A 22,383-nucleotide genomic window follows, 5' to 3' on the forward strand; every position below is an offset into this window, starting at 1 on the left:
ACACGCCTGTCTACTGTGCCAGAAACCAAGTCGCCTCCGGTTCATGCAACTCGCCGTCACTTGCTGATGGCGGGCGCCGTCATGGCTGCGGGCGTACCGTCGCTTCCGGCCCGGGCGCAGCCCACGGCGCGGGTGCCGGCGGGGTATCCGAGCGACTATATCGAGGTGATCGCGCGCGCGCAGCGCGAGGGATCGGTCACGGTCTATGGTTCGACCGATCTGGAGATCGCGCAGCCGCTGATCGACGCATTCGAAGCCCGCTATCCGGGTATTCGCGTGCGCTATCAGGACCTGAACACGATCGAGCTGAACGACCGCTTCCTGGCGGAGAGCGCGAGCCTCGGCACGAACCGGCCGGCAAGGGACGCGGATGTGGCCGATGTGCTCTGGAGCACGGCGATGGACCTGCAGATCAAGCTCGTCAACGACGGCTACGCGCAGCGCTACGAGTCGCCGGAACGCGATGGCCTGCCGGGCTGGGCGGTCTGGCGCGACGAGGCGTTCGGCACCACGTTCGAGCCTGCGGTGATCGTCTACAACCGGAAGCACTTCGCGGGCACCCATATTCCGAGTAGCCGCAGCGGCCTGGCGCGCTTGCTGCAGGACCGCGCGCCGCAATGGCGGGGCAAGATTGTGACGTACGACGTGGAGCGTTCCGGCGTTGGCTATCTGCTCGCCCAGCAGGATGCGCGCATGGGCAGCGAGTTCTGGTATCTGGCTCAGGCGTTGGGCCGCGCGCGCGTGCAGTTGTCTGCATCGACGGCGGACATGATCGAGCGCATCGCCAGTGGCGAGCTGGTGCTGGGCTATAACCTGCTAGGTTCCTATGCGCTGTCCCTGATGGAGCGCGGGGCCGGGATTGCCGTCATCGCGCCGCGCGACTACACCCTGGTGATGTCGCGCGTGGCGTTCATCGCGCGGCAGGCGCCGAGGCCACACGCGGCGCGGCTGTGGCTCGATTTCCTGCTGTCGCGCGATGGGCAGGTCCTGCTGAGTCAGACCGCGTCCCAGCTCTACACGATTCGCACCGACACCGACAGCACGCATACTGCCAACGCACTGGCGGAACGGCTGGGCTACGCGCTCAGACCGATCAGCGTCGGGCCGGGTCTGCTGGCCGCACAGGATGCCCTGCGCAAGAAGGCGTTCATCGCGCGTTGGCGCGAAGCCATGCGCGGTTGACGGCGCATAGCCAACTCATAGCCCGCTCAGCAATCCGTTCGGGAATCAGGTCGGAATCAGGTCGGAATCAGGTCGGCGCCAGGGCCTGCTGGGGCTGCTGGGGCTGCCGTTCGCACAGGGCCGCCATTTCCGCATCGAGCGGCGCCATGGGGCGTGGCACGTAGCCCACGCGCAGAGCCGGCGAGAGGCGCAATGTGTCGATGAATGCGTCCGCCAGGCGTTCGGCCTCGCGGGCCAGTTCGAAATCCTCGGGGGAGAACAGCCAGTGCGCCAGCACGCCACCGATCGCGGCGTGAAAGGCATTGACGGCCAGTGGCAGGTCGAGGTCGGCGGGCAACTGGCCGCGCTCCATCGCTAGCCGCAGATGCTCGCGCATCTTCACCGTGCCTTCCTGGTGCGACTGGCGCTGGCGCACGAAGATGGCGCCGTTGTCCTCGACCATCTCGCACTTGTGGAAGATGATTTCGAACACGCGGCGCCATTGGGGATTGTTGACGGTCTGGCGGAACACGAATGCGCAGATGTCGCGGATGCTGCCGAGCGGGTCTTCCTGCGAGGCAATGCGCTCGGGCGAGCAGAGCGCCTCGACAGGCAAGTTGACGCGATCGCACATCGCGGCGAACACGTCGCTCTTGTTCTTGAAATGCCAATAGATCGCGCCGCGCGTGACGCCTGCCGCCTCGGCAATGTCCGCCAGCGAAGGACGTGCCACGCCACGGGCGTGGAACACGGCCTCTGCCGCATCCAGAATGCGGTTGCGCGTCTCTAGCGCTTCTTCCTTGGTACGTCTGACCATTTCCCTCTTTACCCGGACGGCGGTGGTCGCCAGGTCTCCATAGGCGCTGCCGGTGGATGGCAAGGCGCTTCTCTCTCCAAATTGCGCAACGGCACTAGGCGGGGCGCATCGTACCGTGAATGGAACAATCGTGCTCGATTTGCAGGAGCATTCCACTACACGCAACCATCACATGTGTTGTAAACGCCCCAAAATTTATCCGGGTACTTACATACATGCGCGAATGTATCTATAATACGCCCCTGCCCGAGTTTCAGCCAACCTGATTTGTGTGATGGCGCGCGCGCAAAGTGACGCAGCCATGAGCCGAAGCCGGGAAATCCTGCCTGTAGAAAGAAAAGCGTTTCCATCCACCGCCTTGCGTGCGGCGGCTGGCAACAAGCAAGAACCTGTTTGGCCGCCATACCCCGCCCCCGGAGTGTGTTGCCCTTTGCGACTGTTCGCGTCGCGGGCATTGCGGCAGATCTCAAATTGCCATCATGGGGTTATCGATGAGGAAGTCCCAACAAATCCGTAGTGTTGCCGCCGCTGTGGCGGTACTGGCGTTGTCCGCCTGCGGCCAGAAAGCCCCGCAGGGCGGCGCGATGCCGCCTCCGGAAGTGGGTGTCGTGACCGTCACGCCGTCCGCAGTTGCCGTCGTCAATGAATTGCCGGGTCGTCTCGAGGGTGTTCGCACCGCCGAGGTGCGTGCCCGCGTGGAAGGTATCGTCCTGTCGCGCAACTACACCGAAGGCGGTGAAGTGAAGGCCGGTCAGGTGCTGTTCCGCATCGATCCCGCCCCGTATCAGGCGCAACTGGCTTCGGCCAAGGCCCAGCTCGAGCGTGCCGAGGCCAATGCCGTGTCCGCGCGCCAGAAGGCTGAGCGCTACAAGCCGCTGGTGGCTGCCAACGCCGTCAGCAAGCAGGAATACGACGAGGCGGTTGCCGCCGCCGGTCAGGCCAATGCCGATATCGCCGCCGCCAAGGCGGCCGTGACGACCGCGCAGATCAATCTGGGCTACACCACCGTCACCGCGCCGATCTCCGGCCGCGTCGGCCGTGCGCTGGTCACGGAAGGCGCGCTGGTCGGCAAGGGCGAAGCCACCAAGCTGACCACCGTCGAACAAGTCGAGCCGATCTGGGTGACCTTCACGCAACCCGCGTCGGAAGTGGCGCGCCTGCGTCGCGCCATTGAGGCCGGCCAGGTCAAGGGTGTGAACGGTGGCGCGCGCGTGCACCTGTACCCGGAAGCCGGCGACAAGGAATACGGCATGACCGGCAAGCTGCTGTTCTCGGACATGACCGTGGACCCGACCACGGGTTCGATCACGCTGCGTGCCGAGTTCCCGAACCCGAAGCGTGAACTGCTGTCGGGCACCTTCGTGCGCGTCAAGATCGAACAGGGTGTGGACGAAAAGGCGCTGACCGTGCCGCAGCGCGCGCTGATCCGTAGCGCACAGGGCGCGAGCGTGCTGGTGGTGGGCGATGACGGCAAGGTAGCCGCGGTGCCGGTCAAGGCGCCGCAGGCGATCGGCGATCGCTGGGTGGTGACCGAAGGCCTCAAGGGTGGCGAAAAGGTCATCGTCGAGGGCCTGCAAAAGGTTCGCCCGGGCGCGCCTGCCAAGGCCGTGCCGTTCCAGAATCCGCAGACCGCGGCTGCGCCGGCATCGGGCGCAGGTGCGCAGGGTGCTGAAGGCGGCAAGTCCGAAGCCAGCAACGAAGCCAAGCCCGCCGAGCAGAAGCCGGCCAAGCAAGGCTGACCACGCACACTTAGGGAGCCAGTTTCATGGCGAAGTTTTTCATCGACCGGCCGGTGTTCGCGTGGGTGCTCGCGCTGATCATCGTGCTGGGCGGGGCACTCGCGATCCTGCAATTGCCGATCGCGCAGTACCCCAATATCGCGCCCCCGATCATCACGGTCAGCACGACCTACCCTGGTGCATCGGCCAAGACCATTGAAGACACGGTGGTGACGCCGATCGAGCAGGAGCTCAACGGCGCGCCGAACCTGCTCTATTACGAGTCGCAGAGCGAGTCGTCCGGCCTGGCCACGATCAACATCTCGTTCGCGCCGGGCTCGAGTTCCGACCTGAACTCCGTGGAAGTGCAGAACCGCCTGAAGCGCGTGGAAGCGCGTCTGCCCGCGGAAGTGCGCCAACAGGGTGTGAAGGTCGACAAGGCCGGCAACAACTACATGATGTTCATCACGGTCTCGTCCAAATCCGGTAACTCGGATGCGATCGAGCTCGGTAACTTCGTGTCCGCGCAGGTCGTCGACTCGATCCGTCGCGTGCCCGGCGTGGGTGCGGCCGACCTGTTCGGTACCGAATACGCGATGCGGATCTGGCTGGATCCGGCCAAGCTGACCGGCTACAACCTCACGCCGCTCGACGTGAAGGCCGCAGTGGCCGAGCAGAACATCCAGGTTGCCGTGGGCGAACTGGGCGGGACCCCGTCGCCTTCTGGCACCGAGCTTAACGCCACGGTGAGTACCGAAAGCCGCCTGAACACGCCCGAGGAATTCGCCAACATCCTGTTGCGCGTGAATCCGGACGGTTCGTCGGTGCGCATCAAGGACGTCGGCCGCGTGGAACTGGGCGGCGCCGACTACTCGACGCTCGCCCGCATCAACGGCAAGCCGGCCTCGGCCATCGCCATCAAGCTGGCCCCGACCGGCAACGCGCTGGCCACCGCCACCGCGGTGCGCGCCAAGATGGAAGAGCTTTCGCGTTTCTTCCCGCCGGACTACGAGTTCAGCGTGCCTTACGACACCTCGGCCTTCGTGAAGATCTCGATCGAGGAAGTGGTCAAGACGCTGCTGGAAGCCGTGGTGCTGGTGTTCCTGGTGATGTACCTGTTCCTGCAGAACTTCCGCGCGACGCTGATCCCGACGCTGGTGGTGCCGGTGGCGCTGCTTGGCACGTTCGGCGCGATGCTGGCGTTCGGCTTCTCGATCAACGTGCTGACAATGTTCGGCATGGTGCTGGCGATCGGTATTCTGGTCGACGATGCCATCGTGGTGGTCGAGAACGTCGAGCGGATCATGAGCGAGGAAGGACTCTCGCCACGTGAAGCCACGCGCAAGGCGATGGGACAGATCACGGGCGCCATCATCGGCATTACGCTGGTGCTGACGGCGGTGTTCATCCCGATGGCGTTCTTCTCGGGCTCTGTCGGCAACATCTATCGCCAGTTCTCGCTGTCTCTGATTGCTTCGATGGGCTTCTCGGCGCTGCTGGCCCTGACGCTGACCCCGGCACTGTGCGCCACCATGCTCAAGCCGGTGGAAGCAGGCCATCACCACGAGAAGAAGGGTTTCTTCGGCTGGTTCAACCGTACTTTCACCACGGCATCTGGCAGCTACCAGGGCATGATTGCGCGCATTCTCAAGCGCACGGGCCGTTACGTGATCATCTACCTGGTGATCATCGCCGGGGTGGTGGTGCTGTTCAAGCGCCTGCCGTCGTCGTTCCTGCCCGATGAGGACCAGGGCTACATGATCACCGTGGTGCAGTTGCCCACGGGCGCGACGCAAGAGCGCACGATCGGCGTGCTCAAGCAGATCGAGGACTACTACCTGCAGAAGGAATCGAAGGTGGTGGACCAGATGATCACGGTGGCGGGCTTCTCGTTCTTCGGCCGCGGCCAGAACGGCGGTATCGCGTTCGTGCGTCTGAAGGACTGGAAGGAGCGTCCGGGCGCGGATCAGACCGCGCAAGCGCTGGTGGGCCGTGCGTTCGGCGCGCTGTCGTTTATCAAGGACGCGATCATCTTCCCGCTGAACCCGCCGGCCATCTCCGAACTGGGTAACTCGTCGGGCTTCGACTTCCGTCTGCAGGACCGCAGCGGTCAGGGCCACGCGAAGCTGATGGAAGCGCGTAACCAGATGCTGGGCATGGCGGCGCAGTCGCCGGTGCTGCAAGGCGTGCGTCCGGAAGGTCAGGAAGACGCGCCGCAGTTGCGCATCGACATCGATCGCGAAAAGGCGCGCGCGCTGGGCGTATCGGTGGCCGATATCAACTCGACGCTGTCGATCGCGTTTGGCTCCTCGTACGTGAACGACTTCATCTATGAGGGTCGCGTGCGCCGTGTGATCGTGCAGGCCGAAGGTGCGGATCGCCGCCTGCCGGACGATCTGACCAAGCTGCGCGTGCGCAATGCCAATGGCGACATGGTGGCGTTTGCCGCGTTCGCGACGTCGAAGTGGATCATGGGTTCGCCGCGCCTGGAGCGTTACAACGGCATGCCGGCCGTGAAGCTCGCGGGCCAGGCCGCGCCGGGCAAGTCCACTGGCGAGGCCATGCGCGTGATGGAGGAAAACTTCGCCAAGCTGCCGCCGGGCTTCGGTTTCGAGTGGTCGGGTCAGTCGTATGAAGAGCGCCTGGCCGGCTCGCAGGAACCGATCCTGTACACGCTGTCGCTGGTGATCGTGTTCCTGTGTCTGGCCGCGCTCTATGAGAGCTGGTCGATTCCGGTAGCCGTGCTGCTGGTGGTGCCGCTGGGTGTGATCGGCGCGCTGCTCGGCGTGACGCTGCGTGGCATGCCGAACGACGTGTACTTCAAGGTGGGCCTGATCGCGACGATCGGTCTGTCCGCCAAGAACGCCATTCTGATCGTGGAATTTGCCAAGGACCTGCAGGCGCAGGGCCGTAGCCTCGTGGATGCGACGCTCGAAGCGGTGCACCTGCGGTTCCGCCCGATCCTGATGACGTCGATGGCATTTATTCTGGGCGTGCTGCCGCTGGCGATTGCCACTGGCGCGGGCTCGGGCAGCCAACGCGCGATCGGTACCGGCGTGATGGGCGGGATGATCACGGCAACGCTGCTGGCGATCTTCCTGGTGCCGGTATTCTTCGTGGTGGTGCGTAGCCGCTTCAAGGGCAGCAAGGCCCAGCACGAGCGGGAAATGGCACGCCTGGAAAGCCAGAAGGAAATCTGACTATGACAAAGACTTTGACCACTCTGCTGCTGGTGGCCGGGGTGCTGAGCGGCTGCACGATGGCGCCGCACTATGACCGCCCCGCCGCACCTGTGGCGGGCGGCTACCCGGCAGCGCCGGAAGGTTATGCCTCGGCCGAGGTGAAGAGCGGTGAAACGCGCCGCGCCACCGAGATCGGCTGGCGCGAGTTCTTCACCGACCCGCGCCTGCAAGGGCTGATCGAGGCGGCGCTGGAGAACAACCGCGACCTGCGTACCGCCGCGCTCCGCATCGAAGAGGCGCGCGCGCAGTACCAGATCCAGCGCGCCGACCTGCTGCCGACTGTGAATGCGAATGCCGGCTTCCAGCGCGGCCGCTTCTCGGGCGCCTCGTCGGGTATCGACCAGTCGTTCACGGGTAACGTGTACCAGGTCGGCCTGTCGGTAACGCAGTGGGAGCTCGACTTCTTCGGCCGCGTGCGGAGCCTTTCGAACGCCGCGCTGGCGCAGTACCTGGCCACCGAGGAAGCGCACCGCGCCGCGTATATCTCGCTGGTTTCGGAGGTCGCCAAGGCCTATCTGGCCGAACGCGCCTTTGCCGAGCAGTACGATCTGGCCCGCGACACCTACAAGGCGCGCCAGAGCACGTACGAACTGGCGCAGAAGCGCTTCAGCGCCGGCGCGACATCCGCGCTGGACCTGCGCGACAACGAATCGCTGGTGGCGCAGGCCCGCGTGGCCGCGGCGCAGCTGGCGCGTCAGCGCGCGCAGGCGCAGAACGCGCTGGAAGTGCTCGTGGGCAAGCCGATCGCCGAGATCCCGAACCTGCCTGCGCCGATGCGTCTGTCGGACGAACACATCATCAGCGATATTCCTGAGGGCCTGCCCTCGGAGCTGCTGACGCAGCGTCCGGACATCCGCCAGGCCGAGCAGCAGCTGTTGTCGGCCAACGCCAACATCGGCGCGGCGCGGGCCGCATTCTTCCCGCGCATCACGATGACGGCCAATGCCGGCACCATCAGCACGTCGTTCACGAACCTGTTCGACTCGGGCGCCCACGTGTGGTCGTTCGCGCCGCAACTCGTGCTGCCGATCTTCGACTACGGCCGAAACATGTCGAACCTGGACCTGTCCAACGTCCGCAAGAACATCCAGATCGCCAACTACGAGAAGACGATCCAGACCGCGTTCAGCGAAGTGGCCGATGCCCTCGTGGCACGCGGCACGCTCGAGGACCAAGTGGCAGGCCAGGAACAGCAGCGTGACGCGGAAGCCGCGCGCTACGAACTGGCGCGGATGCGCTTCCGCAGCGGCGTGGCGAGCTACCTCGACGAACTCGACGCACAGCGCCAGCTGTTCTCGGCCGAGCAGGATCTGGTTGCGGCACGGCAGTTGCGGTTGGTGAACTCGATCGACCTCTACCGCGCGCTGGGTGGCGGGCTGGTGGAGAAAGGACCGGTGGCGCAGCAGCCGGCACCGCAGACAACGACGACGCAGTAAGTCATCGTTTCGGTTCAGCAAAAAAGGGCGAAGCTTTCAAGGCTTCGCCCTTTTTGCGTTGTGGCTGACGTCGGTCAGAACTTGTAGGTCGCCGCGAGGAAGAACACCAGCGGGTTTGGCCGCAGTGTCGTCTTGGAGGTCGACAGCACGGTGCCGTCCGACGCCTTGATCGTCATCGTCGATTCGCTCTTGAGCGGGATGTACGTGACCGCCCCGGTGACACCCCAATGCTCGGTGAAGTTGTAGGTGCCGCCGACATTGAAGACCGGCGCCCACGACGACGACGCATCGGCGTGGACCGACGTCGGACCCGGAATACCCGCACCCGCAGCCAGGATCGCGCCGAGGTTATTGTTCACCGATGCGGCGAACGCCGGATTGACGTCGATATTGGTGAAGAAGTTGTATGAGACACCAACACCGACAAACGGGCGGAACGTCACATCGGGAGCACGGAAGTGATACTGCACCATAGCCGCCGGGCTCCACTGACGCGCGCGCGTGATGATCGGATTCAGCGACGGGTCGCCGAGGCTCTGGTGACCCAGCGCGCCGGCCGGGCCCGGCGGAATCAGATAGCCGTGTCCGTAGATCTTGAACTCGGGCGGAATGCCGCCCACGGCTGTGATCGCGATGTTGTCGGTGACGAAGTGGCTGAACGTCAAGCCGAGCGTGTCGGCATTCGACGTCGACAGGCCACTGCCTGGCGCCGAGAACGACCTCGGCAGTCCAAGCGGATAGTTGATTGGCACATCGAGCAGGGTTGTGGTCAACGGGCCGCTGGTGCCGAAGGTCTCGATGTGGAACCAGCCCGCGGATACGACGTTGTCCCCGGCCTTTTGCGCGTGCGCGGTGGTGGCCATGAAGGTGCTGCAGGCGAGAAAGGCTGCAGCGATCGAAAGCCGACGGGCCAGCGAGAGGCGTTTGTTATGCATGTTGGCTCCCTGGGTCGTTATTGCACGAAGGCGCCGACCGTGAAGTACGGGCCGGTGGTGCGGTTTTCGAGGAAGCCGAACACGCCGCCTGTGAACATGAACTTGCCCGTGATCGTGGCGTTGTCCTTGCGCGTGGTGGTCACCACGCCAGCGGTGGTCTGCGAGTAGTCGAGCTTCAGCGCCGTGGCCAGCGTGGCGTCGGCCGCGCGGAACGGGTCCAGTTGCGCGGCATCGGCACCCACCAGCGCCGTGGTGCGGTAGTCGAAGTTGCTGTCCACGCCGACGTACTCGCCATTGACACTACCTTGTGTGATCGACACCGCCGGCGCCATCATGCCGATGCCGATCTCGTCATCGGCGCCCACCGGTTGCAGGTTCGTGAACGACGCGTTGGCATAGCCGACGCGAATCATGATCGGCACGAGTTGTCCGCGCAGCTTGCCCACGATCAGGTACGCGCGGCCCAGCACGCCGCCGAGGCTTGGTTGCTGCTCGCCTTCGTAGTTGGTGGAAAGCAGCGAGCCGTTGCCTTGCGGCACGAACTTGTTGCCCTTCTGCTTGCAGGTGCCGCCGGTCTTGTTGTCGCAGACCGTGAATGAACCATCGGCGGCCAGGGACATCTTGTAGTCCTGCGCGACCTGCGCGAAGTTCTTCGATGGAATCTCATGGAAGCCAGACCCGTTGTAGACGCCCGCGATCTTGCTCAGGTCCGTCTCGGTCTGCGCGAAGCCGATGAACTGGAAGTACGGGAACGTCGTGTCGGGCACGGCGCCAGCACCGGCAATGCCGTTGAACTGGATACGCGCGCCAGGGATCGTGCCGCCCATCACGCCTTCGCCCAGGAACAGCCGTGCCGGCCGCGATGCATCGAGACTCGCGCCGATCAACTGGAATGCGCATTGATTCAGCTTGTCGGTGGGCAGGCCGGTTTCCTGCGCCAGCTTGCCGGTCACCACGTTTTGCCCGTTGGTGGGGTCGGAGCGCGTTGGCTGCACCGTGCCCGTGGTGCGTGGGACCGATGAGTCCAGGAACGTGACAGCCCACGTCATCTTCGTGGTGTCGATCTGCACACTCACCAGTTCGCCCGATCCGGTGCCGCCGACATAAGGCGTCGAATAGTCGACCGATGCAGGACAGAGTCGGGCAGGCACGGCAGCGGGCACTGCGGTTTGCGCGCTGTCGCCATCGCCACCACCGCCGCATCCGGCGAGTGCCGCGGTGGTAACCAGTGCCAGCGCCAAGCGTGGCGCCCAGGGCCGCAGCGAAGCTGCGGAACGTGGTTGATGCGATTGCGGCAGCGGCATGATGATGTCTCCTATGGGGTTCTTCTATGTGTGAGGCAGTGGATGTCTTGCGTCAGCGGCTGGCCAGCGCGCTGACACGGAACGTTGGATCTGCTGCGGGGCCGAACAGGTGGGCATACACGGGGCCAGTGGTGATGACCGATCCCGTGATGCCGCTGTTGTCGACAGTGGTCACCACGCCGGGCCGCGTGGCTTGCGTGAAGTCCATCTGAAATCCGCTGACCGGTTTGAGCGAGGGGTCCTGCGGGTCGATCAACGCAACGAGGTTGTTCTGGACCGCCGAGGACAGGTACTTGAAGTCGCTGCCCGAGCCGATGTAGCTGCCCTGCATGCTGGCCTGGGTGACCGTGGTGGTTGGCGTCATCAGGGCAAGGCCGGATTCGTCGTCGACTCTGATGTCCAGTCCGTTGATGTAGGCGGAGCCCACGCGGACCAGCAGCGGCACCTGTTTGCCCTCGAGCTTGCCGACCACCAGCACGCCGCGTGCGCACGCGTTCGCGGGCGCGAGCGCGTTGGCATAGAAGTGTGGATACGGCTTGCTGCCCGCCCCGCCATCGTTGTCGCTGCCGAACGCGCCATCGTTACCGCCACGCAAATGCCAGGGTTGGCCCGTCGATAGACAGGACCCGCCGCTGGCCGACGCGCATGATCCATCGGCGTTGAGTGTTTCCACGGTGTTGGCGGTAGCGGGCGCGTAGTTCGTGGCGCCAGTCAACTTGCCGCCGGACGGCACAAGGTGATAGCCGAGCAGGTTGTACGTGCCCGCGATCTTGCTGAAGTCGGTCTCAGTCTGCGCGAATGCCAGCACCGGGTACATCGGGAACGTGCGCTGTGGGATCTTGCCGAGCCCCAGCAGGCCGCCATACTGGATCGTTGCGCCAGGAATGCCGCCACCCGCCACGCCGTTGCCGATGAAAATGATCGGCGGATTGGCGGGGTCGATGATGGCCTGCGATGCGCCGTCGGATGCGGTGACGGTTTTCAGTTCATACGCGCAGTTGTTTTGCGCTGCAGTCGGCAGCGGCCGGGTCGGATGCGTCATCGTGCCAGTCAGCGTGACGCCCGCGCGTGTCGGCGATACCGATCCCGGTGCCTTGGGAACGGCCGATTCGATGATCGTGATCTGGTACGTGCCCCTGGTCGAGTCGAACTGCATTTTCAGGAACTCGCCCGCGCCGGAACCGCCGGTGTACGTGGTGCCGTAATCGAGTGTGCTTGGGCACAGCGAGGCCACGGGCTGGTTCTCGGTAGCCCCCGAGGTGGGGCAGTTGCCGACGGTGGCGCATTGCTGCGCAGCGGCGGCTGGCGTTGCGCTGCTGGAGGAATCGCCATCTCCACCGCCGCCGCACGCAGCGAGCGTCATGGTCAGGCTTACCCCTGCAACAGCAAAAAGTGCGTGTCGAGCATGCGACATCTGCATGGTTGTCTCCTTGTCGTTATGACCGGCGCTCCGGCGATTGCCGGGATAGCTCACGGTGCGTCGGAATCTCGCGTTTCAAGCGGTCGAGCGCAATAGAGCGCTCGTTCCAAACACCGCGGCCGCGCGGCCTGCCGTTGTCACGCAAGCCTCTCCCGTCATTGTTCAAACCGCGTTTGTCATGCATGGCACGCGAATTCAAACGGACGGGATGGCCCACGTTCGGCATCTTCAGAACTTGTATTCGCTGTTCGAGGGATCGAAGGTCGATGCGTCGAAGGTCTTTTTCTGGGCCTTCTCAAAGACGATCTTCTCGACCATGTTGCCGTCCGCGTCCCACGCGGTTTCCGCGCGTGGCCAGGGGTGCTTGAGATCGAACATCAGTTGCACCTTCTTCGCGTAGTACTTCGGCGCGCCTTCTGGTAGCTCCCATGTCAGCGCCACCATGCGCACGCCTTGCTCCTGCACGATTTCGACTCGGCTGTACTTCTCTGGCAGCCCCGCCGCGCGCAGCGTCTTCGCATCGCGCTCGAGCATCGACAGCACGAACTGGAAGCCAAGGTCGCGCACGGTGTGATTCGACTGGGATTTGGCCAATGTGCCGTCGATTGCGGTCCAGATCGACGTGAAGCCCATGATGCCGCCGAGGTGCCCGTACATCTCGTCCTTGCGACGGGTCTCGTCATAGATGATTTCCTGGCCGGCCTGCACGCCGTTTGGCAACCACTTCGCGTAGAGCTGGCGTGGCATATGGCGGTAGCGGATCATCATGCGCGCTGGCTTGTCTTGCCATTGACCGTTGAGTCGTTCCTGGCGCGTCATCGAGTATTCGTACTCGGGGTAGCGATTCATTTCCGCCCGTGCCCACGTCAGAATGGCTTCGGGCTGCAGCGCTTCGAACGTGGCCAGTACCTGCGCGTCGGATTGCGCGGCAAGCTCGCCGCTGGCTACCTGTTTCGAGAGCATCGTGGCCTGTTGCGAAGTGGGCAGGCCGTCGTATGGCGTGGCGACACGCGGGGTCTGCGTGGCCGGTGCGGACGTGCCCTGCGCGTACGCCGTGGTGCCTCCGGGCGGTGCCGCGAGAATCCCCAGGATGCCGCCGAGGGCGGCTGCCGCGTATAGCTGTTTCATCGCATGTCTCCTTTTGCGGGCAAGACGTGTCCCTCCCGCGGGCTGCCGTGGCAGGCGGGTGAAGTCGCGCCATGCGTGGCGCGCAACGGGTCACGCCTCGCAAGTTGCGTGGCGAATCACGTTGTCGGTATCGATAGCGACGGATGTCGTCGCCGCTCGCTGCCGGTGCGCGGCGGCCCCGATGAGGACCACCGCTTCACTTGTCGGCTAGGACCTGGGGCGGGTTCGCATCCAGTCGTCGAGCGGGTTGCTTGGGAAGGTCGCGCAGTGCTCGCGGCGTACCGCCATGCTGGCGGTGGCCGCTCGCGTCGCTCCCTCGTTGCGCACTTGTCGCGCACTGCGTCTGGCACGTCCCAGCGCGGCTGCGGCGGCTGCCGCGGCCTCGTGGGATTCGGCCTCCACAGTGGCGGCCAGTGCCGCGAGGTGAGCCTGCTCGTCGGCGTGCTGCGTCTCGCCGATCTCGAACACATCCTGCAGCGCGCCGAGCTCCTGCGGCGCGGGTGAAGGCGCCTTGAGGGCCGCCACCACCATCGACGTCAGTTGCGCCAGCACCTGCGCATCGCTCATCCGCTTGCCCTGCGTGAACGTCGGCATCAGGTTGCCGAGTTCGTCGCCGGCCAGCACGCCTGCCAACGCCTTGAGGGCGAAATGCAGGCGCCAGCCGAGCTCCTGACGAGGCACGTCCGGCAGCGCGTGGGCGAACGCTTCGAAGAAGCGGCCGAACACGGGTGCGTAGTGCCCCATCAGCCAGGACTGGATGAACGGGGATGTATCCGAATACACGCGCCCTAGCAGGCGCAGGAACGATGGGCCGCCGATCTCGGGCTCGCGCGCCATCTGGAGCGCGGGCACGAACAGCGCGCCCATCACGTGTTCGCAGCGAATCTCGGCACCCGGCCAGCGCGCCTCGCAGGCGTCCAGCAACGCGAGGCGACGGGTGTTGAGGGGATCCAGCCGGCGGCCAAGCACCGACTGCATCATGATTTCTTTGCTGCGGAAGTGATAGTTGACGGCAGCGAGGTTGACGATTGCCCGCGACGTAACCTGTCTGAGCGATGTTGCTTCGTAGCCTACCTCGATGAACAGCTTCTCGGTCGCGTCAAGAATGCGAGCCTTGGTGTCTCCTGCCGTGGTTTTCCCGGTCTTCATGGGGGCGTCTCTCGCTATGAAACCGCAGTGGACCCCTGCAATAAAAATAAAAATCCACGACCGCTGTTGCTCCGTGCTCTAACGGCATACGGATGCTTGAAACGGTTGTGGGAGCCTATCCAGCGCCACGACCGTTTCACAAGACTTATATTCGAATAGATCCTCTAAATTGCAGGCCCGACTGCGACGGGCTTTATTTGGATCATGGCTTGATGCTCCGGGATAGGGCTGAGACATTCTGCGCCGTGAGTGCGAATACTGACAACTGAGGGTTCGCACCAATACTGGTTGGAAACACCGAGCCGTCAAACACGGAGAGATTCTCGAGCTGATGGTGGCGACCCGTGCTGTTCACCACGCCCCGCTTGGGATCGTCGCTCATGCCGCAGCCACCCATCAGGTGCGCGGTGAAAAGCAACGCGCGGAATTTCTTCAGGGGCAGTTGGCCGATGGCTTCGCGTGCCTGGGTCCAGCTCGTGTAGTCCTGACCGTCGAGATGAGCGGGTCGTACCCGCTTCGCACCTGCAGCAAACTGGGCTTCGGCCATGCTCAGGTAGGCGCGGCGCACGCCGTCCCAGACATAGTCGCTCACGTCGTAGTCCAGCACGGGACTACCGTCGTCGGCAATGCGCACGCGCCCGCCGGGGCTCTCCGGCACGAAGCCGTCGCGCAGCAGCGCCAGCATCGCGTTGGTATGCGGCAACGCGGCCATCTGACGCCGCAGGTCATCGCCCAGCGCATTGAAAACGCCCGAGCTGATGCCCGGGAACATCGGCGGCACTTCGAGCTTGTAGCCCATCGGCCCGGTTGCGCCATCGCGCCATTGGAAATAATCGGACGCGATCGACTGCGGCGCGCCATAGTACGGATCGATCTTTTCCGGCATTTCGGCAATAGTCAGGTTCACCGGATGGATGAACGTGCGCAGGCCGATCCGCCCATGCGGGTCCGGCACGCGCGAACGCAGCAGCAACGCGGGTGTATTGATGGCGCCACCCGCCGCGATCACATGCTTTGCGCGAACGGTGACCGTGACGCCGGTGGCCGTGTAGCCATCGATGCCAAGCGCGTCGCCGGTGAGGCCGCGCACGGTCTTGCCGTCATGGTCGATCGTGCGTACCCGCAGCCGATGCACGAGCGTGGCCCCGTGCGCGAGCGCGTTGGGAATCGTCGACACCAGCATCGATTGCTTGGCGTTGACCGGGCAGCCCAGGCCGCAGTACCCGGAGTTCCAGCAGCCTTTCACGTTGCGCGGAATCACGTGCCATTCCCAGCCGAGCTTTTCGCAACCGCGCTTGAGCACGGTGTTGTTCGGATTCGGGTCCATCGCCCACGGCGCCATATTCAGGCGGGCTTCGATCTTCTCGAACCACGGCGCCATCTCGGCTTCGGAATGCCCGGTTACAGCGTGCTCCGTGGCCCAATGGGCCAGCGTTTTCGGGGGCGTGCGGAAGCTGGACGTCCAGTTCACGGTGGTGCTGCCGCCCACGGAGCGCCCCTGCAGGATCGAGATGGCGCCATCGGACGTCGCACGCGCGGCGGCCTCCTGGTAGAGCTCGCGATACGCGCGCGCTTCATCCATGTCCTTGAAGCTGTCCGAAGTGCGCAGTGCCCCTTCCTCGATCAGCAGTACCTTGAATCCCGCCTCGGTGAGCATTTCGGCGGCAATGCCACCGCCCGCGCCGCTGCCGACGATGGCGACGTCCGCTTCAAACGTGCGCGGCGCGGTGAACGTGGCGGCGTCGAGCACCTTCCAGCCGGACGCGATGCCGGCGCTGTAGATATCGTTGATGGCCATGGTGGGTGTCAGCTATGGATGGCGCGATAGACCGCGGGATTGGGACCGGGGTAGCCGGCGGCGGCCCACGCATCGGGCAGCACGAAGTAGCCGACGCTGGTCAGCTTCACCAGCACCACGCCGCCCGCGTTGAACGTTTCGAAGCGGCTGGTGCGCCAGCGCGTCAAAAATCCGCGCACCTGTTCGGGCGTGGCCTGGTCCCACGGCGCACGCAGGCCGGCCAGGGCCCAGCGCAGCGGCGTGCTGGCCAGCAGATCGAGCAGCTTGCGCAGTTCCGCGCGGCCGTTCAGACCCATTGCCGCGATCGACCCGTCGATGTTCTGCACGGCGGCGGCGATGCGCTTCTCGCGCTGGGCCGAGTCGACTGATTCCAACTCGCTGACTACCGCCGGCAGCAGCGCCCGGAACAGCGCGACATCGGCCGGCCGCAGGAATGCCATGCCGGCCTGCGGTGGGGTGCTGGCGGGCGAGCAGCCCGTTAGCGAGGGAAGAAGCGCCGAGCAGGCGATCGCGGCGGAGAACCCGACGCCGACCTTCAGGAACTGGCGGCGTGATGATTTCTCCACAGTGGGTGGGGCAGGTACGGGCATCGTGTCTCCGTCTTCGTTCGTGTTTTCGATGTCGTTGCCAGGCCAGGCGAGCCGCACTGGCCGAGTTGCGTTGCGATTCTGCCGAAGCGCAGGATTTTTTTTCACCCCCCCGACAGGTTTCAAACGCGCGACTGACTGCCGCCGCCGATGCGGTTTTCTCGGTGCGCACCCTGTTTCATGTGCGCTAGGGGCCGCTGGAAATCGCCGAAAAATAGAGCAAATCTTCAAACCAGCACATTGACCCACGCCACAGCGATACCTACGATGACATCGTTCAATGTCACAATCAATGGTGTCGTGATCGTGTCGCCGCCCTCGAAGGCGACACCCGCGCACCCACCGGAATGCGCCAAATGAATGCACCCGTGGATCTGCCCGACCGTCTCATCCCCACGCGTCCCAACGACGCTGCCTGCGACATCGCCATCATCGGCAGCGGCTTTTCTGGGCTGGCCATGGGTATCCGTCTCAAGCAAGCTGGCGTCGATGACTTCCTGATCTTCGAGAAAGCCGGTTCGGTCGGCGGCACCTGGCGCGACAACCACTATCCCGGTTGTGCGTGCGACGTGCAATCCCATCTCTACTCGTTTTCGTTCGCGCCCAATCCGAGCTGGTCGCGCATGTTCTCGCCGCAGCCGGAGATTCGCCGCTACCTTGAACACAGCGCCGAGACGTTCGGCCTGAGCTCGCATTTGCGCTTCGGCCATGAACTGAAGCAGGCCGTCTGGGACGCGTCCGCTGGGGTCTGGCGGCTGGAAATGGCCGATGGCCGGCGCGTGCGCGCCCGGATCCTGGTCTCGGGGATGGGCGGGCTCAGCCGCCCTGCCATTCCCGATATTCCCGGTCTCGATACCTTCGCCGGCACCACGTTCCACTCCCAGCAGTGGCGCCATGACTATCCGTTGGCGGGCAAGCGCGTGGCCGTGATCGGCACTGGCGCCAGCGCGATCCAGTTCGTGCCGCAGATCGCGCCACAGGTGGATCGCCTCGACCTCTACCAGCGTACGCCGCCGTGGGTCATGCCCAAGCCGGACCGCGACGTTTCCGCGCTGGAGCGCTGGATGTTCCGCCAGTTCCCCTTCACGCAGTGGCTGGTACGCGCCGGCCTGTACTGGATGCTGGAAATGCGCGTGATGGGCTTCGTGATGCATCCGAAGCTGATGAAGGCCGTGGAGCAGATGGCGCGGCGCCACCTGGCGCGGGAAGTGCGCGACCCCGAGCTACGCGCGAAGCTGACGCCGGACTACACGATCGGCTGCAAGCGCGTGCTGATGTCCAACGACTACTACGGTGCGCTCACACGCGCCAATGTCGATGTGGTGACCACGGGCATCGACCATGTGGAACCGGACGCGCTGGTGATGCGCGATGGCAGCCGCAGGCCGGCCGATTGCATCATCCTGGGCACGGGCTTCCGCGCCACCGATCCGCTGCCGCGTGGCGTGATCATCGGGCGAGATGGCCGTGACGTGCTCGATGCCTGGCGCGACGGCGCGGAGGCGTACCTCGGGACCACGGTCTCGGGCTTCCCGAACCTGTTCCTGATCATGGGGCCGAACACCGGACTGGGACACAGTTCGATGGTGTTCATGATCGAGTCGCAGGTGCGCTACGTGCTCGACGCGCTGCAGCAGATGCGCCAGGAACGCGTGCAAGCCGTGGACGTGCGCCCGTCGATCCAGGATGGCTTCAACCGTGGCATCCAGCAGAAGCTGAATCACACGATCTGGTCGGCAGGCGGCTGCGCGAGCTGGTACATGGACCCGCGCAGCGGCAAGAACACCACGCTGTGGCCAGGCTTCACATGGCAGTTCTGGCGCGCGACGCAGACCTTCCGCATGGCCGACTACGAACGCTGGCCCATGCGCGAACAAGGCGTTGCCCCGCTACCCGAACAGGCCGAGACCGCCCGCGCCTGAGATCTGGTCGCACCCATCCCACAACCCTGCGCCCTCATCCACACCGCAGCACCCCATAACGATATCGGGAGACATGCATGAAGGATTTCCACAACAAGGTTGCCGCGATCACCGGCGCCGGCTCGGGCATGGGGCGCTGTCTGGCCATCCAGCTCGCGCAGTCCGGCTGCCACGTGGCGATATCGGACTGCAATGAGGCGGGCCTCGCGCAGACGGTGGCCGAAGTGCGCCGCGTGGCGCCCATGGTGCAGGTCACCAGTCATCGCGTGGATGTCGCGGATCGCGCCGCCGTCCATGCCTGGGCGGATGACGTGGCGCGTGCGCATGGCCGCGTGAACCTGATCTTCAACAATGCCGGCGTGGCGTTGTCGAGCACGATCGAAGGCATGGCCTACGACGATCTCGAATGGATCATCGGCATCAACTTCTGGGGTGTGGTGTATGGCACGAAGGCATTCCTGCCCCATCTGAAGGCCAGCGGTGAAGGCCATGTGGTGAACACGTCGAGCATCTTCGGCCTGTTCGCGCAGCCCGGCATGGGCGCGTACAACGCCAGCAAATACGCGGTGCGCGGATTTACGGAATCGCTGCGCCAGGAACTCGATCTGATGGACTGCGGCGTGTCCGCGACCACTGTGCATCCAGGCGGTATCAAGACCAATATCGCGCGTGCCAGCCGGGTCTCGTCGAGCGTGAACGGGCTGCTGGTGCGCGACGCGCAGCAGGGCCGCGAGGAGTTCGAGAAGTTCTTCATCACCACGGCAGACAAGGCCGCGCGCGTGATTCTGGACGGGGTGCGCGCGAACAAGCGCCGCGTGCTGATCGGCCCGGATGCCTACGCGGCGGATGCCCTCTCCCGCGTCCTGCCTGCCGCGTACCAGTCGCTGGTGGTGCGCGATACGCGACGCAAGAGCAAGCGACTGCTGTCCGATACGGCGGGCGCGCCCGCACGCGGAGAACGCGCATGAATCGCGCCGCGCTTTCACGTGAGGCGGCATTGCAGTCGCCGCCGGGTGCGTTCACGCGCTGGTTCGGGCAAGGCCGCATCGGCCTGTTCAGCCTGTCGCGTGAAACGCTGGCGCACCGCCATGCGTTGCCCGCGTCCCGCTGGGTATCGGTGATGGGCACGCTGGTCCACTACACCGAGGAAGGCGTGCCGGAGGGCGAGCCGCTGGTGCTGATCCACGGATTCGGCGCATCGCTGCATACGTGGGAGGGATTGATGCCGATGCTGCGTCGCCGCTATCGCGTGGTGCGGCTCGACCTCGCGCCGTTTGGCCTCACCGGTCCGCTGCGTGACGCGCATGGTCGCATCATGACGATGGATGTCGACGTCTATCGCGCATTCATCGACGGCTTCCTGGCCGCAGTGAACATCTCGTGTGCAACGCTGATTGGCAACTCGCTCGGCGGACTGATCGCATGGGACCTCGCCGCGCGCCGGCCGTCGCTGGTGAACCGGCTGGTGCTGGTGGATGCCGCAGGTTTCCCGATGAAACTGCCGATCTACATCGACCTGTTCCGGCACGCCATGGTGCGCTGGTCGGCGCCGTGGATGTTGCCGGAGTGGATCATCCGCGCGGCCACACGCGATGTCTATGGTGATGCGTCGCACGTGCCGGAGGCCACGTTCCGCCGCTACGTCGATTTCTTCTATGCCGCAGGCAGCCGTGAAGCCGTAGGTCGCATGGTGCCGAAGCTCGATTTCGATGGGTTGGATACCGAACGCCTGCGCGGCGTGCGCGTGCCCACGCTGGTGCTGTGGGGCGATCGCGACCGCTGGATTCCACCCGCGCACGCGGCCGAGTTCGCGGCCCGCATTCCCGACGTGACGCTGCGCCGTTACGCGGGGCTTGGCCACATCCCAATGGAAGAAGACCCTCCGCGCGTGGCCGCTGACCTGTTGCCTTTTCTGGACGGTGTGCGCGAGGCACGTCCGTCATTCAGCAAGGAGTTCGCATCATGATGCCTGTCCGCCGTGACGTACACCCTCATCTCCCGCCGGAACGCATTTGCGATTGGCATCAACGCGGCCGGCACGTCACCCACTTCATCAACGCACTTTCGATTTTCTTTCCGGCCGGCGAACGCTTCTTCATGGACAGCGTGCGCAACTATCGCGACCGTATCGCCGACCCAGAACTCAAGCAGGCCGTGGCCGGCTTCATCGGACAGGAAGCGATGCACACACGCGAGCACATCCTTTACAACCGTTTGCTCGATGATGTTGGCCTACCTGCCGGCAAGCTCGACAGCCGCGTGGCCAGCCTGCTCAATCTGCTGCGCAAAATCCTGCCGAAATCATGGCAGCTCGCGCACACGATCGCGCTGGAACACTACACGGCGATGCTGGCTGCTGGCGTGTTGGCCGATCCGCGTCAAATGGGTGATTCGGAGCCTGGCTATCGGCAGGTATGGACCTGGCACGCGCTGGAGGAAACCGAGCACAAGGCCGTGGCCTACGACGTATGGAACGTGGTCATGAAGCCCGGCCCATACCGCTACTTCGTGCGAACGTTCACGATGCTCACCACCACCGTGACGTTCTGGGCCATGGTGTTCGTTTTCCACGTCAGGCTGGTGATGGCGGACAAGTCATGCCGCAACAAGCTGCTCGGCTTTGGCAGCGTGATGAACTTCCTGTGGGGATCGCCGGGCACGCTGCGCAAGATGATTCCGGAATGGTTCGCCTACTTCCGGCCTGGGTTCCATCCTTGGGATGACGACAATCGCGCGGAGCTCAGCCGCATCGCGCCGCTGATCTCGGAGATCGAGGACACGGCGATTCGCGCGGGTGCCAGCACGCGCGCGCCGTCGATCCGTAGCGTGGCGTGACGCGGCAGGTGGCAAGCGGCAGGTGTGCGGGAGCTCGGCCGGCGCATCAATCGCCCGCCGATCCGCCCTCTTCATGCAGATGTTCGAGGATCGCGGCAACGCGGTCCCCGAGATACTTGTTGGCCGAGATTTCGAGCGCCCGCATCATCTCGGTCTCAAGCGCCACCAGCGCGAGTGGCCGGATGCGCCAGAGCACATCCACGATGCGCGGCACTTCGGATGGCGGCGGCAGCTTGCCTTCGCCGAAGCGGTCCAGTTCGCGCACGACCATGCCGACGATCCGGTCGGACACGGCCTGGAAGTGGCCGCGCGCCTGCTCGATGATGTCGAGCACGTCCTCGAGCGGAAACCCGGCTTTGGCCATCTCGGCACCCGCCGCCAGCGCGCGCGGGCTGCGGGCCAGGTAGCCGAAGCCATCCGGTTCCAGCAATCCCAGTGAGATCGCCTTGGCCAGCGCCGTGCGCGAGATCGCGCGGCCGAACAACCGTGCTAGCGCCAAGTACGAGTAGTGGCGCGGTGCTTCGCTGTTCCAGGGGCTGCTGATCGCCGTCTCGAGACCCAGGATCGATCGCAGGTCGTGGCCTTCGACGATCGCCTTGAGCAGTTCCATGATGTTGGCGAGCGTGTAGCCGCGCGCCAGCAGATGGTGGATCAGCCGCAGCCGGCCCAGATGCGCCTGCGTGTAGATGCCGACGCGCCCGCGCCGCTCGGGTGGGTCGATGAGCCCGCGGTCCTGATAGGAGCGGATGTTGCGGACGGTGGTGCCGGCCACACGCGCCAGCTCGTCGATGGTGTATTCGGGAAAGGCCTTGCCGCCCGCCTGCGCTGAGTCGGAATCGGTAGGACTGGAAGGAGTGGGCGTGCCGCTGCGCTTGATCGAGACCATGGCGAAAATTCTAACTGAGTCGGCGACGTTACAATGCGGCATCTC

At 64.8% G+C, this 22,383-nt stretch carries 17 protein-coding genes; 8 read left to right on the forward strand and 9 right to left on the reverse strand.

What is annotated here, in order from left to right:
- Positions 1-81: 81 nt before the first annotated feature.
- Complete coding sequence (locus WD006_RS18655) at positions 82-1,182, forward strand: ABC transporter substrate-binding protein (protein WP_224445474.1); 1,101 nt, start codon at positions 82-84, stop codon at positions 1,180-1,182.
- A gap of 67 nt (positions 1,183-1,249) precedes the next feature.
- On the opposite strand, the gene WD006_RS18660 is transcribed toward WD006_RS18655, so the two are convergent.
- The gene (locus WD006_RS18660) at positions 1,250-1,978 is read right to left on the reverse strand and encodes a TetR family transcriptional regulator (RefSeq protein WP_011518001.1); all 729 of its coding nucleotides are present in this window, start codon (positions 1,976-1,978) and stop codon (positions 1,250-1,252) included.
- 491 nt (positions 1,979-2,469) lie between these two features.
- Here WD006_RS18660 and WD006_RS18665 point away from each other — a divergent pair, with 491 nt between their 5' ends.
- From WD006_RS18665 to WD006_RS18675, 3 genes are read left to right on the forward strand one after another with little or no spacing between them, the layout of a single operon-like run.
- The gene (locus WD006_RS18665; RefSeq protein ID WP_011518003.1) at positions 2,470-3,717 is read left to right on the forward strand and encodes an efflux RND transporter periplasmic adaptor subunit; all 1,248 of its coding nucleotides are present in this window, start codon (positions 2,470-2,472) and stop codon (positions 3,715-3,717) included.
- 26 nt (positions 3,718-3,743) lie between these two features.
- Complete coding sequence (locus WD006_RS18670) at positions 3,744-6,896, forward strand: efflux RND transporter permease subunit (RefSeq protein WP_011518004.1); 3,153 nt, start codon at positions 3,744-3,746, stop codon at positions 6,894-6,896.
- A 2-nt stretch (positions 6,897-6,898) separates the two neighbouring features.
- Entirely contained in the window at positions 6,899-8,374 is a 1,476-nt protein-coding gene (locus WD006_RS18675) for an efflux transporter outer membrane subunit (RefSeq protein ID WP_011518005.1), read from the forward strand.
- A gap of 74 nt (positions 8,375-8,448) precedes the next feature.
- Here WD006_RS18675 and WD006_RS18680 read toward each other — a convergent pair whose 3' ends face one another.
- The 7 genes from WD006_RS18680 to WD006_RS18710 all read right to left on the reverse strand — a co-directional run bounded on the left by WD006_RS18680 (position 8,449) and on the right by WD006_RS18710 (position 16,698).
- Entirely contained in the window at positions 8,449-9,309 is an 861-nt protein-coding gene (locus WD006_RS18680; RefSeq protein ID WP_011518006.1) for an OmpW/AlkL family protein, read from the reverse strand.
- Positions 9,310-9,326: 17 nt separating this feature from the next.
- Positions 9,327-10,613 carry a DUF2957 domain-containing protein gene (locus WD006_RS18685; protein WP_011518007.1) on the reverse strand — a complete coding sequence of 429 codons (1,287 nt, stop codon included), beginning with the start codon at positions 10,611-10,613 and terminating at the stop codon, positions 9,327-9,329.
- A 52-nt stretch (positions 10,614-10,665) separates the two neighbouring features.
- Positions 10,666-12,033 (reverse strand): DUF2957 domain-containing protein, encoded by a 1,368-nt coding sequence (locus WD006_RS18690; protein WP_029306825.1) that lies wholly within the window; start codon positions 12,031-12,033, stop codon positions 10,666-10,668.
- Between the two features lie 228 nt (positions 12,034-12,261).
- Entirely contained in the window at positions 12,262-13,161 is a 900-nt protein-coding gene (locus WD006_RS18695; RefSeq protein ID WP_011518009.1) for a DUF1571 domain-containing protein, read from the reverse strand.
- 207 nt (positions 13,162-13,368) lie between these two features.
- Positions 13,369-14,310, reverse strand: a complete 942-nt coding sequence (locus WD006_RS18700; RefSeq protein ID WP_011518010.1) for a TetR/AcrR family transcriptional regulator — start codon at positions 14,308-14,310, stop codon at positions 13,369-13,371.
- Positions 14,311-14,512: 202 nt separating this feature from the next.
- A complete protein-coding gene (locus WD006_RS18705; protein ID WP_011518011.1) occupies positions 14,513-16,108 on the reverse strand; it encodes a GMC family oxidoreductase in 1,596 nt (531 codons plus the stop codon).
- A gap of 8 nt (positions 16,109-16,116) precedes the next feature.
- Positions 16,117-16,698 (reverse strand): hypothetical protein, encoded by a 582-nt coding sequence (locus WD006_RS18710; protein ID WP_029306824.1) that lies wholly within the window; start codon positions 16,696-16,698, stop codon positions 16,117-16,119.
- A 353-nt stretch (positions 16,699-17,051) separates the two neighbouring features.
- Here WD006_RS18710 and WD006_RS18715 point away from each other — a divergent pair, with 353 nt between their 5' ends.
- The 4 genes from WD006_RS18715 (at position 17,052) to WD006_RS18730 (ending at position 21,452) form a co-directional block, all read left to right on the forward strand.
- Positions 17,052-18,617 (forward strand): flavin-containing monooxygenase, encoded by a 1,566-nt coding sequence (locus WD006_RS18715; RefSeq protein ID WP_029306823.1) that lies wholly within the window; start codon positions 17,052-17,054, stop codon positions 18,615-18,617.
- Positions 18,618-18,694: 77 nt separating this feature from the next.
- The gene (locus WD006_RS18720; RefSeq protein WP_011518014.1) at positions 18,695-19,585 is read left to right on the forward strand and encodes an SDR family NAD(P)-dependent oxidoreductase; all 891 of its coding nucleotides are present in this window, start codon (positions 18,695-18,697) and stop codon (positions 19,583-19,585) included.
- Positions 19,582-20,583, forward strand: coding sequence for an alpha/beta fold hydrolase (locus WD006_RS18725; protein WP_029306822.1), 1,002 nt, complete (start codon positions 19,582-19,584; stop codon positions 20,581-20,583). The genes WD006_RS18720 and WD006_RS18725 overlap by 4 nt, the downstream gene beginning before the upstream one ends.
- The gene (locus WD006_RS18730; RefSeq protein WP_011518016.1) at positions 20,580-21,452 is read left to right on the forward strand and encodes a metal-dependent hydrolase; all 873 of its coding nucleotides are present in this window, start codon (positions 20,580-20,582) and stop codon (positions 21,450-21,452) included. Before WD006_RS18725 ends, WD006_RS18730 begins: the two co-directional genes overlap by 4 nt.
- A 46-nt stretch (positions 21,453-21,498) precedes the next feature.
- Here the strand turns inward: WD006_RS18730 and WD006_RS18735 are convergent, their stop codons facing one another.
- Complete coding sequence (locus WD006_RS18735; protein ID WP_029306821.1) at positions 21,499-22,338, reverse strand: MerR family transcriptional regulator; 840 nt, start codon at positions 22,336-22,338, stop codon at positions 21,499-21,501.
- Positions 22,339-22,383: the final 45 nt, after the last annotated feature.

The sequence above is a fragment of the Cupriavidus sp. Met-2 genome (assembly GCF_049843575.1).
GTDB lineage: Bacteria > Pseudomonadota > Gammaproteobacteria > Burkholderiales > Burkholderiaceae > Cupriavidus > Cupriavidus metallidurans.

Excerpts from the sequence above, each read along its gene's own strand:
- WD006_RS18655 (WP_224445474.1), top strand. The coding sequence starts at position 82 with ATGGCTGCGGGCGTACCGTCGCTTCCGGCCCGGGCGCAGCCCACGGCG.
- WD006_RS18660 (WP_011518001.1), bottom strand. The coding sequence starts at position 1,978 with ATGGTCAGACGTACCAAGGAAGAAGCGCTAGAGACGCGCAACCGCATT.
- WD006_RS18665 (WP_011518003.1), top strand. The coding sequence starts at position 2,470 with ATGAGGAAGTCCCAACAAATCCGTAGTGTTGCCGCCGCTGTGGCGGTA.
- WD006_RS18670 (WP_011518004.1), top strand. The coding sequence starts at position 3,744 with ATGGCGAAGTTTTTCATCGACCGGCCGGTGTTCGCGTGGGTGCTCGCG.
- WD006_RS18675 (WP_011518005.1), top strand. The coding sequence starts at position 6,899 with ATGACAAAGACTTTGACCACTCTGCTGCTGGTGGCCGGGGTGCTGAGC.
- WD006_RS18680 (WP_011518006.1), bottom strand. The coding sequence starts at position 9,309 with ATGCATAACAAACGCCTCTCGCTGGCCCGTCGGCTTTCGATCGCTGCA.
- WD006_RS18685 (WP_011518007.1), bottom strand. The coding sequence starts at position 10,613 with ATGCCGCTGCCGCAATCGCATCAACCACGTTCCGCAGCTTCGCTGCGG.
- WD006_RS18690 (WP_029306825.1), bottom strand. The coding sequence starts at position 12,033 with ATGCAGATGTCGCATGCTCGACACGCACTTTTTGCTGTTGCAGGGGTA.
- WD006_RS18695 (WP_011518009.1), bottom strand. The coding sequence starts at position 13,161 with ATGAAACAGCTATACGCGGCAGCCGCCCTCGGCGGCATCCTGGGGATT.
- WD006_RS18700 (WP_011518010.1), bottom strand. The coding sequence starts at position 14,310 with ATGAAGACCGGGAAAACCACGGCAGGAGACACCAAGGCTCGCATTCTT.
- WD006_RS18705 (WP_011518011.1), bottom strand. The coding sequence starts at position 16,108 with ATGGCCATCAACGATATCTACAGCGCCGGCATCGCGTCCGGCTGGAAG.
- WD006_RS18710 (WP_029306824.1), bottom strand. The coding sequence starts at position 16,698 with ATGCCCGTACCTGCCCCACCCACTGTGGAGAAATCATCACGCCGCCAG.
- WD006_RS18715 (WP_029306823.1), top strand. The coding sequence starts at position 17,052 with ATGAATGCACCCGTGGATCTGCCCGACCGTCTCATCCCCACGCGTCCC.
- WD006_RS18720 (WP_011518014.1), top strand. The coding sequence starts at position 18,695 with ATGAAGGATTTCCACAACAAGGTTGCCGCGATCACCGGCGCCGGCTCG.
- WD006_RS18725 (WP_029306822.1), top strand. The coding sequence starts at position 19,582 with ATGAATCGCGCCGCGCTTTCACGTGAGGCGGCATTGCAGTCGCCGCCG.
- WD006_RS18730 (WP_011518016.1), top strand. The coding sequence starts at position 20,580 with ATGATGCCTGTCCGCCGTGACGTACACCCTCATCTCCCGCCGGAACGC.
- WD006_RS18735 (WP_029306821.1), bottom strand. The coding sequence starts at position 22,338 with ATGGTCTCGATCAAGCGCAGCGGCACGCCCACTCCTTCCAGTCCTACC.